The following is an 11,032-nucleotide window of genomic DNA, read 5'->3' as shown; positions in this document are numbered from 1 at the left end:
ATTCGTCTGATGCAAGAGTTCATGCGCCTTCATATTCGGAGCGACGTATTTCTTTTTTTGTTCGGACGGCATTTTCATTTTACTCATCATCATCCCAAGTAACGCCCATTGTTTGCGGCATTTCAGAGGTTTGACTTTCCACCAGCAGGTTGATGGCATGTTCGTATGCAACTACTTCCATTGCAGGAGTAGTATATTGTTTCTTTTCTTGTTCGTTTTTCATAATTACTCCTACTTGATAATTTCGAGTCTGCCGTTGTGGAAGTAGCGGCCCTTGGCGCTGGGCTTTGCGTTAAGCACGCGACCTTGAATATCGAGCCAGCGGTCAGCCGTGCGGGGAGCCATGCGAATTTCACCCGTCGCCATATCGAGCTTGCCGATAACGGTCGTGCCTTCTTCGCCGTCGTCGAATTCCACGTCGATTGTTTCCAGGGCAATATCAGACACCATCGTGGGTCTAAAGTTCATTCGCGGTCTATTGTTGGCCTGCGGAGCACTAGTTCCCGTATACACTAGGTAGCAACGCATTGCAGGAATTCGAGCGTCACTTGCACCCTTTGCAAAGACGCCCTTGTCATAACCATCTTGAGCATTGGTCGTGAAACCGTATGTGCTACCGACAAGTGAAGCGGTATCGCCAACGGCAAAGGTCTTGTAGGCGCCACGGAAACTCCACAAGCCGCCATTTACCGCATAAGGCTGTTTTACGCTTGTATTCAGCGTTACCTCGCCGCGAAAAATCAATTTTTCCGCACCGGTTTTCAATTTTACCAGATAAGGTTTGTTCGCTACAATCGTTTCTACACCTTCTTTTCCGAGGCGACGCGTCCCGACGCTACTCCATTTACCATTTGCATCTTTGGTCACACCTGTAATATCGTAGAAGTTGGCGCCCTCAACATTATCTGTCGTAATAGAGAACGGCAACACAATGGTCGAAGCAACGCCGTTTTCAAAAGCCCTAGTAAAGGCAACCGTATCCACCTTGATGTCATTCGGAATATTCACAACATCGACACCGGTGTAGTAGCCATTGATAGTCGCCTCGGCAATCGTTTCGTTGTAAGCGATGGTGAGAGCACCGCTGTTGAGTAGCCTATAGACGGCGATAATTTCAGTATTGGCATTGACATCAACAGTCTTGCCCGGCTCATAGAGCGAGGGATTCTCAATAGTAGACTTGAGATGGTAACCATCTGTCACAATATCGTTGATATTACCCATATACCAGCCCGCAAACTCGTAGTCTGTCGGCGTAACAGAAACACTCGGAAGCGTGTACTGCGTTTGCCCCTTCAGAAGCGTAATGTTTTCGGAGCCGTAGGTACCGTTAGGCGTTTTGCTCAAGGCCTGGGCAAGCGTTACAGTGTAGGCAGCATCGGAAACGCCGCACTTAGTACATATGCCATCATCGCCAAACGTATGGGCTTCACGTTTTGCCTTGCAATACTCACACCCAACGGAATGATGACCATCGTGTTCGTCGGCGAATGTGTTGATAACGGATCCGGCATGATCGCAAGGTTCGATTACCACTTTCACATACTTAAAGGCATCAGTGCGGCTATTTGCATCCATTGGAACATAATCGAAGCTGTTTATATCGTTAGTTGCCGACACCTTGGCATTGTCGTAAACGAAATATTCTCCGTGGGTCACCCCCTGCCCATTGCGAAGCAAACCATGTCCGATGGCCTCAGCATCATCATCGTCTTTCGCATAAGCCTTCAACCCAAAACCACTACGAGCATAGACAATTCCCCCAGTAATAATGATGTTACCCGCAAGGCCCTTGAAATCGCCATCTCCGACCTCGTTACCCAAACCACCAGGATCATAATGAACTGCAGCACCCCCGCCAATACCCGCCGCATCAAAGCCACCATCTGCATTCACAGTTCCTCCACTAATGCAAATGGTTTTAAATGCTGCCGGATAGTAGGACGCGCCCGCAAAGGTATGGTTAAATCCTCTAGCGCCGGAACCAATGCCTGCTCCTCTAGTGCCACCATTGGCGATAACATTCCCCCCTGAAATAGTTATGTCAGGTGCTATACCTGTCGCACGTCCTCCTATTCCCGCACCGCCATATGTAGCATCGCCATCTCCATTAGCTCGCACAAAGCCTCCCGTAATGGTTACGCTATCACAATCACCTATTGCAGGAGCCATTCCCTTTGCAAAAACAAAAACCGAACCACCATGGATATTGACAACGCCATTTCCTCCGATAGTGGCAACCTCTTCGTCCATTGTACATTCGTAACGAGCAATCGTTCCTGTTTCTTCATCTAAGAAATAATCGCCTCCCGCATCCAACCTTGAAACGTATTCCAAGGTTCGTTCCCAAATATGCAGCTTAGAACCTTCCAAAAGGCCTATCCCTTTAGGCGCATCCAAATTCCCCCATTCCGTAAGAATGATGTTGACCACACCCTCCGTATAGTGGCGTTCCTCCAATGTTATATCACGATCAACGACATACCACCCACTTTGCAAGGTATGGCTGCCTTTATCAGCAAAGGCACTCATCTTGCGCGCAGAAACTGTTTTTATAGAGCTGTCTATATCGACGTACTGCGTTATGACTACAGTTCCTGTATTGTAGCCCAGCACTTCACCATCCTGCAACCCGACTACAAAATCTTCCTTGTCCCCGAAAAAGAAATCGCCGGGAGCCGCGTCTGGGTTGTTCGCCGCAAACCCGCTCGTCATGTTTTCATACCGGGTATCCGAAAACGTCAGACCTATGTGAGTACCGGCCGCAAAGGCTCCTGTAAGAATTATTTTGGTACTATCGAGGCCAAACAGGTTGTTATCCACATAATAGTTACGGTTCTTTGGCATATTCTTATTGCCGCTTATGTCAACGGCTCCTTGCATACTGATACTACTCTCGGTATATATACCACCGCCGCCATTTCCGTTTTTCGCCTTGTTGCCGCTTATGGTGGCCCCATTGATAGCAAGTCTTACCCCGCGTTCCACAAAAATGCCCCCACCAACGCCCTGATCAGGCGCATTGTTATTCTGTATGATAACGTTGGTAAAAGTCGCATTAGCGCCGCTCCTTAAGCAAATGCCAGCACCACTTGCCGCACCTTCTCCCTTGATTACGTTTTCTGAAACGGTGGAATTTTCTATCGTCAGCTGTCCGTTACTCCAAATGCCGCCGCCACGGGTTGCAGCCTGGTTTCCGCTAATGGTCACATTGCGGATGGACGCCGTGCCGTAGTTTACCACGCCACCGCCACCTGCATTACTGATATTGCCGGAAATCTCTCCACCTTCCATAAGGAGGGTTGCGCCCCCTGCATTGTAGATGCCTCCGCAATCTTGAGCTTTGTTGCCTGAAATCTTTCCGCCATAAACCATTACGCCACCTTCGTTGTAGATGCCGCCACCATTGGTTGCATAGCCGCCAGTAATGCCGCCACGGCTACTGCCGCTATTTTCAAGCGTAAGCCCCGCGTCTTTTTCCACATGGAACACGCAGCCATCAGCCAAAGGGGAGCCATTCGAGAGCCCACGGTTAATAACCTTGCCATTGAGATCTAGAATCAACCAACGCCCCGTTTTTACGGTGACACAATGTGTTAGCGTAATGTCGCCATCAAGAATGTATGGCGTCCCTATGGACGCATTTTCCGCCGCTGAAATCAGCTGCGATTCATCTACAATCGGTTGTTTATAATCAGCCCACGCCGTCGAAGCAATAGCGAAAAGGGCTAGGGTAAGGAGGTTTCTTGTTCTTGTCATAATATTATAAATATAAGAAATCGGTAATATTAGGGCAAGGGGAGTAAAAACCCCCTAGGAAAACCTGTGAGAAAAATCAAGCACAATTAAAAATAGGCGGTCAAAAAGGGCGAAGTAACAATTAGAATCGACCGACAGTTATTGCGGAGTAGAATCCGGGCCACACGCGGCCCTTGTGGTTCTTGCTCCCCACATCGTCGTGGTATTCGCCGCGCGGCTTGAGGATTACGTCGTCCTGCTCGCCTTGGGTCGCCACGTTCATGGTTCCGCCAACGCCGAGACCGATTCCCGGAAGCAGGCTGTACAAGTATCCGAGGCGCACGCGATGATGGAACCCGGCGTCAACATCGTTCATGCGGAACCTGTCGTAAGTATTGAAGTGCATGTATTCGAGTTCGAAGTGGCTGCCGTACGAACCGAACTGCGTTCCAAAGCCAACACCGCTTTCCCAGGTATCGCTGAAGTGCCTGAAGTTCGAACCCTTTTCGAACAGGCGAGCGCCTTCGAAGGCCGTGTAGAAGTAGGCCGTGCCCAAGTGGAGAGAGATTCCGAGCGCACCCATCTCGTTAGCGTAACTCGTGGCAGACCATACACCGTTACCCACGATGCTCACAAAACCAATCGGGGTCTTCTCGCATTCAAGACAGACGTTCACGAAGCCTACCTGGCGGCCCTTAGAATGCGTCGCCGTATTCACGTAACCGACCTGCGTACCGCCTTGCTTGTAAGAGACGTTCGTGAAGCCCACCTGCACGTCGGATTTGCCCGCGACATCCACGAAGCCAACCTGTACGTCGGAGGTGCCCGCGACATCTACAAAACCAACCTGTACGTCTGCCTGCTTGGCAAGATCAACAAAGCCCACCTGAACGTTGGCCTGCTGGGCAAGATCCACAAGACCCACCTGCACGGAACCCAACGTATCGAGAGCGCCGTTGATATAGCCAATCTGGACACCGTCAGACTTTTCGTTGACCCAGTTGACAAAGCCCAATTGGAGTCCCTGGAAACTTTCGGCGTAGTTTACGGTTCCCGAAATCTGGGCTCCGTCCACATTCTCGGCCAAGTTCAAGATACCCGTCACCTGCAGGCCGCGCATATCCTTGTTCGCGCTGTTCACGAAGAGGCTCAACTGCGAACCGATAAAATAGTCTTCAGAACGCGTGGCAAGGAGGCCAATCTGCACGCCCTTGCGCGGCTTCCTGTCATGGTCATAGAGGTTGAACGTGGTGCGCGAAGTCCCGTTGCGGTCAAGGGAATCGAGCGAGCACTGGTTCGTATCGCCGGCGGCGCATGTCCTTTCGCTCTTGAATTCATAGCCGCCACGGAGGGTCGTCTTTTCGGCGGACACCGCGGCGAACTGCTTCTGCGAAAGACGTGCGCGGTAGTTGTCCTGCAACGTCACGGAAGCTTCCTTGTACTCGGCGGGACGTTCCATGCGTACGCTGTACTTGCCGGCAGGGAACCCGAGGCTCATGGCGCGTCCGGATTTCTTGTAGAGCTCGGCCACCAGGGCGCCGTTCTCGTCGCGGATGAACAGGCGACCGTCTACGTCTTCGTCCAGGTCAAGCCCGGCGCTAGTGCTGCGCAAATCCGTCATCACCACGTCGCCCGTTCCGGCAAGGTTCATGTCGCGGCTCGGGTGCTGGGCGCCGCCCAAAGTGGTTTCCGTTTTCTGCAAAGTCTCGTTGAAAGCGAACTGGTAGGCTTCGGAAAGGGTCACCTTGCCATCGCCGCTCGCATCGCCTGCGCCACGTAGGCCGCTCACCAGCGAATGCGTAAAGAAGGAGCCTCTCAACTTGTCGCTTTCCTGGCTCGATTCGTCCTGCGTACTGCTGGTGATAAAGGCATAGCCCTTCATGTCGCTGCTCTTGTCCACCATGAACGCCGGCACCGCGACACCACCCTTGACACGCGTAATCGCACCGGAACCGCACGCGTCTATCACGGCAATCTTCACGTCGCCATTGAGGGCATCGATGCGCTTACGGAATTCCTTCCAGCTATAAACTTCTTCGCCAAGGCGGAGACCCTTGTCATCGGCATGGCCGCTGTAGTATACCAACACCTCGTTACGGCCACCGTTGTTCTTGCCCTGCGAAATCTTCTTGTCCAAACCGTCCAGCTCCTGACGGAGCTTCGCGACACTCGGAGCCTTGACAAAAACGATGTTCTGCGGTTGCACGCCACCCATGTCCTTGAGCACGTTCACAAAGGACTTCGCGTCACTTTCCGCATAGCGGAGCACAGGACGGCCCTTGCCGCCGTTGTTGGCGCTGACTGCCACGATATAGCGGTTGATAACAGCCTGGTCGCTACCTTGCGAAGCCTGGGCTCCCGACACGGCCGAAAGGACAATAATAAAAACCAACAATATAGACGGGATCACAATCGCCGAATCCAATTTCATGATAAAATCCTTCATTACTTACCCCCGACCTTGCGCAGCGTAACATGTTCCTTGCGGACATTCTTGTTCTTGAAAACAGCATCGATGTCGTTTATATCGACAGAGAAAGTGTCGCGGGAAGTAAGCAGGTAGAAAGCCTCGAATTTCGGGGCGTTATCCAACTTGTAGGCAAACGGGAGCGTCGTCATCTTGCCGGGTTCCAGGGCAATCGCCTTGTTGCCTTCGCCCATGTGCATCGTCACGGTACCGTTGCCGTCCATGCTGAGGAGCATGCCGAAGCATTTTTCAGGGACAGAATAGCGCAGCTGGATTTCGTCGCCTTCGCGGACTTCGTCCAGGTTCGACATCTGCACGGCACTGTCGGCCGTCTTTTTCCAGACTTCGATACGGGCTTCCAGGCCCTTGATACGGGTATCGCCAGATTCATCTCCGGCAGGTACAGCGTCGACCATCGCGACATCCATGACCTGCGCGCCGGACTGCTCCGGCACAATCTCGCGCTGGCTGAAGAGAACAACCGACACGACCGCAAGTACTAGCGCCGCAGCCGTCGCGAACTTCACCAGCGTAAAGCTGACACCATTGCCCACCCTATTCGAGCCGTTCCCGGAACGCGCCGGCATGGCATCGAGACGTTCGGAAAGGCGTTCGAAGGGCATTTTCTTGAGGATGGCGCGGTTGTCTTCGCGCATCATCTTGACGCGACCGGCGAAGATTTCGTCCGTCGTTTCCATTTCGCGGATTTCCCGCATTTCGCTATCGGGCAGGTCGCCCGTCAAATAGCGTTCCAGTTTCCAGTCGGGGATCATCACTTCACCTCCAGGTTCTTGAGTTTCGCCTGCAATCCGCGCAAACGCTTGCGGACGCCGCTCACTGACAAGTTTACTTCTCGTGCGGTTTCTTCGAGGGTCATGCCGTCCACATAGTGGAGCATCGCGATCGTGCGGCTAGATTCCGGCTCCCGCGAAAACAGCTTCGCCAGGATGTTCTTCGCCTCGTAAGATTCCTGTTCGTCATCCGCACATGCAATGGTCAACAGCAGTTCGCTAGAATCCACGTCCACACCGTGTCGGTGCTTGTCGCGGATGTGATTCAGGCAGAGCCTGGTCGCCGTATTCCACAACAGGCTGCTCGGCTGGGACAAATCCAGTGAATCCATGCGCTCGTATATGCGCAAAAAGACCTCCTGGACCATATCCTGCGCCTCGGCATCGTCCTTGAGCATGGAATAGCAGCGGCGATAGACCATCGGGGCGTACTTTCCGTACAGCCCTTCCAGTTCCATTCGATCTGCCTGATTCTTGCCTTTCATACCTGTGTAACACCAGAGGGTTTCAAAAGTGTCACTACAAATTTAGAAAAATCCCACTCCGACCCAAAATGGCGAATTTTAAACGGAAAAGCCCAATCTGTAGGCAAATTTTCCCGTACGAATCGGAAGACCCTCTTTAGCCTTGGTTCCCGGAACCACCACCTTGCCACGAATCTTGAAGCCCGCGGTACCCAGGATTTCCTTGAGCGCCTTAACCACGCCGGAAGTCTGCCCGCAAAAAAAGTTGAACGGGAAGGGCGTGGAGCAACTGGTAATGATGTAGGCGGCTTTGCCCTTGTGGAGTGGCTGCGGGATTCCGCGCCTGGATTCGGTCATGAGCGCGTACACCATGCGGTCGAAAAGCGTCTTGAGCGTCCCGGGGATGTTTCCCCAGTATACGGGAGCAGCCACCACCAATACGTCGCAGGCCTCGATCTTCTCGGCCACGCGGTGCGCATCGTCTCGCGGCAGGCAGCACGTGCCGCATTTACGGCATTGCATGCAGCCCGTACAGTGGGCGAACTTCAGGTCGTTCACGTTGATGTTTTCCACCTGCACATCTTCGGAAAAATCGTAACCGCAGGAATTCTGCACCCCCTCGGCAAAACGTTCCACGGCCTGCGAAATCGTACCGTACCTGCGCGGACTCGCATTCAAAATCAGGACCTTCATGACAAAACCTCCGTTTTCTTATATAGAACACCGGAGGAAGGCAAAAATGTTACCGGATTTTTCTAGAAATTCGCCAGGTATTCCTTCGCATCGCGGCTTTCGACCAAACTGCCGAGCAGTTTCCGGAGACGTTCCAGTACGGCGCACCCCTCGCGTTCGAATACGACAACCTTCTTGAAGCGGTCGCGGTGACGGAGCAGAAATTCCAGGTTGTTCATGTCCGTCTTCGGGAATCCGTAACCCAGGAAATAAATCTCCTGCGCATTCTTGAGGTAGTAATCCGCCTTGCTCCAGAGCAGGTTGAAGAGGCTTCCGCGCAAAAAGGATTCCTTCGCATGCGCCATCGGGATGTAGATGGGCGTGTCTTCGCGGTAGATGGGGAAACTCCGGTCGCAGGGTTCCACCTGGCACACGTTCTTGAGGTCGAGCGGGTCCGAGGCACCCTTGACCGGGTACCAGTTGAGCGAACCGTGAAGTTTGATAAGGTCCACCGTGAGCGTCCGCGGGGCACGAACCGCACTCCGGTCCGCAGGGTCAATGCGAACGCCGTAATCCACCGCCACGCGAGCCGACATCTCGGGGTCGGCAGTAATCACGTCTTCGATAAGCGTATCGTAGTTGAACGATAGCAGTAGCGTATCGCGCACGCCCTCGCCCGGGCAGTTTTCGCAACCCGAAAGGAACTTGCGGAGCACCGCGGCGCTGTCCGCGTCCATTCCCTTATCGTGGCGAATCTCGTTGGCGATAAAGCGCAACAGTTCAAAACGCAAGCTCGAATGGTACAGGCTCTCGCGCACCCCCGGAAAAATCTGCGCCGAAAGGATCGACGTCGAAAGCGTTTCGATATTCAGATAGTCGGGCTGATTGTTGCAAAGTTCCAGAAACTGCCTGCAATAGTCGCGCAGGTGCGGGAACTCGTCCGGAATGCCGAAGGGAATGCGCTCGTTCAGGTCGCGGAGCGTGGGCATCTGCGGGCAGAAAGACTTGCTGAAGCCGGAGCCCAGCACAAAAATGCGGCGGTATGTACCCGATGTAGTATCCATACCCGTAATGTATATTATTTTCGCGCCCCGCGAACGTTTTTCGCTAACAGAAAACGCGCCGGACTACTGGCAGTTAAAGCCCTGCAGTTCGAGACCCGCACGCATCTCGCCGTAAGTGGACGTGCGCTTCATGTCCATCGCCTTCATGAATCGGCAGTTGTTGTCGATATGGATGCGGAAGCCCGTCATGGTGGGCTCCACCTCGCCCTTTCCGCTTGAGCGAACGTGATCCATCATCTGGTCGCGCCGGTCGTTCAGCTCGGGCGGCACGAACACGTCGGTCACAATGTCAACGTTTTCGATTTCGTAATCGCCGAACACGAACGAAATGGTCACCAGGTTCTTGAGCCCGTTGAACTGCCCCGGAGTCTTGCACACCATATTGCGCTTCGCGTTCTTGATTTTCTTCGGCTTGGCTGCGGGCTTCTTGGAAGGCGTGTACTGCAGGGCCGCCAGCAGTTCCTCTTCCTTGACAGCACCCACCAGCTGGTTTACAATCTTGCCGTCGCGCACCATAAAGAACGTCGGGAACGCCTGGATAGGCAGGCTCGCCTTGATCTTGTCGATGCCCGGTTCGTCGATGCCCACCGTCGCAATCTTGATGTCGGGGTAATTCTTCGCGATGCCGATGAGTGTCGGGATCATGATGAGGCACGGCGGGCAGCTCGTAGAAGTGATATCCAGGATGACCGGCTTCTTGGACTGCAGAACCTCTTTCTCGAAGTTGGCGTCGTTCACCTTGACAATCTTGATGTCCTCGGCCGCGAACGTCGCCACGGCCATAATGCAAAGCATAAGTGCGATAAGTCTTTTCATAGTGCCACCTTGTACACCGAAAAGATACAACTTTTTGCGACGGGCGATTGTTATAGGATTTTCTGATAGCCAATTTTTCAGCAACTTGCTGAGTAATTGAAAAATTTTCATTAACCCTATTGTCAACCCTATTGTTAACCCGCTTCAACTACTTCGCGTAGCCCACGGGGTTGTTCAGCAAGGGCACCTGCGAGTCAGAAAGCTTGAGAAGCTTCTTGATGGCGGGAACGTCCATCGTCATGCGCGGGCGGGTCACCAGGCCCATGCCGGCACAGAACAAATTAATATTCTCGCTCACGATTCCCGCGTCGGTTCCCATCGTCACCTTCGCGCGGGCGTCGCTGCTACCGAACTTGGTCTCGTCTGCAACGATGAGGATGCTGACCGGGGCCGCCTTCGCCCAATCCTGACGGTCGGCAACGAGCGCCCTGTGGTCACCCTTCGCCACCTGCTTCAGGGCGTTTTCCTTGTTCAGGTATTCCGAGACGCCCTTGCTTGTGAACACGAACACGCGGATTTCCTGGAAATTGCGGGCAGTCGGCGACGTGAGCTTGCCGTCGGCAGGGCGGTTCACGCCGATAGCCGCAAAAAGCAAATTCGAAAGATCCTGGTCACTGAGCATCTTGTCGCTGAACTCCGTGCCGGAAGCCCTGCTCCAGAGAGCCTCCATCACAGGCTTGCCGCCAGTCTTTGCCGGAGCGGGGAGTTTTTGGAGCTGCGCCATGGCAAGCGTACTGCAGATGAGCGTTGCCATAAGCGTGAGTGCAAAACGATTTTTCATGGGGAACTCCTTGTGGTGATACTCTTAAAAAATAACTTCCCAATAACCAGTTTTATTACCACCAATACGCTTCAACACGCCCAATCGTTGTAATTTTGACATACTCTCGCTTACAGAGGAACGCTGTATCTTAAGGATCGACGCCAATTCCATTTGTGTAATTCTCGGATTTTTGGATAATTCCGCAAGTATGGTTCGCTGCGTATCCGTAAGTTTTATTGTCGGGTTTATTGTCGGGT

At 53.1% G+C, this 11,032-nt stretch carries 10 protein-coding genes; all 10 read right to left on the bottom strand.

Features of this window, described 5'->3' with window-relative positions:
• Positions 1–79: 79 nt before the first annotated feature.
• A complete protein-coding gene (locus B3M32_RS10375; protein ID WP_290746416.1) occupies positions 80–223 on the bottom strand; it encodes a hypothetical protein in 144 nt (47 codons plus the stop codon).
• An 8-nt stretch (positions 224–231) separates the two neighbouring features.
• Entirely contained in the window at positions 232–3,759 is a 3,528-nt protein-coding gene (locus B3M32_RS10370; protein WP_290746413.1) for a right-handed parallel beta-helix repeat-containing protein, read from the bottom strand.
• Between the two features lie 121 nt (positions 3,760–3,880).
• Positions 3,881–6,184, bottom strand: coding sequence for a caspase family protein (locus tag B3M32_RS10365; RefSeq protein ID WP_290746410.1), 2,304 nt, complete (start codon positions 6,182–6,184; stop codon positions 3,881–3,883).
• Positions 6,184–6,981 (bottom strand): hypothetical protein, encoded by a 798-nt coding sequence (locus B3M32_RS10360; RefSeq protein WP_290746407.1) that lies wholly within the window; start codon positions 6,979–6,981, stop codon positions 6,184–6,186. The genes B3M32_RS10365 and B3M32_RS10360 overlap by 1 nt, the downstream gene beginning before the upstream one ends.
• Positions 6,978–7,481: an RNA polymerase sigma factor gene (locus B3M32_RS10355; protein ID WP_290746404.1), complete on the bottom strand. Its 504-nt coding sequence runs from the start codon at positions 7,479–7,481 to the stop codon at positions 6,978–6,980. The genes B3M32_RS10360 and B3M32_RS10355 overlap by 4 nt, the downstream gene beginning before the upstream one ends.
• A 78-nt stretch (positions 7,482–7,559) precedes the next feature.
• Positions 7,560–8,153 (bottom strand): flavodoxin family protein, encoded by a 594-nt coding sequence (locus B3M32_RS10350; RefSeq protein WP_290746401.1) that lies wholly within the window; start codon positions 8,151–8,153, stop codon positions 7,560–7,562.
• A 62-nt stretch (positions 8,154–8,215) separates the two neighbouring features.
• Complete coding sequence (locus B3M32_RS10345; protein ID WP_290746398.1) at positions 8,216–9,196, bottom strand: hypothetical protein; 981 nt, start codon at positions 9,194–9,196, stop codon at positions 8,216–8,218.
• Between the two features lie 63 nt (positions 9,197–9,259).
• Positions 9,260–10,012, bottom strand: coding sequence for a thioredoxin family protein (locus B3M32_RS10340; RefSeq protein ID WP_290746395.1), 753 nt, complete (start codon positions 10,010–10,012; stop codon positions 9,260–9,262).
• Between the two features lie 148 nt (positions 10,013–10,160).
• Entirely contained in the window at positions 10,161–10,793 is a 633-nt protein-coding gene (locus B3M32_RS10335; protein ID WP_173347584.1) for a nitroreductase family protein, read from the bottom strand.
• Positions 10,794–10,817: 24 nt separating this feature from the next.
• A partial coding sequence (locus B3M32_RS10330; protein ID WP_290746389.1) for a MarR family transcriptional regulator occupies positions 10,818–11,032 on the bottom strand: 215 nt, incomplete at its 5' end.

The sequence above is a fragment of the Fibrobacter sp. UBA4309 genome, assembly GCF_002395745.1.
In the GTDB taxonomy this organism is placed as follows: Bacteria; Fibrobacterota; Fibrobacteria; order Fibrobacterales; family Fibrobacteraceae; genus Fibrobacter.
Note: the sequence above shows the minus strand (reverse complement) of the source record. Positions and strands in the feature narration are given on the sequence as shown.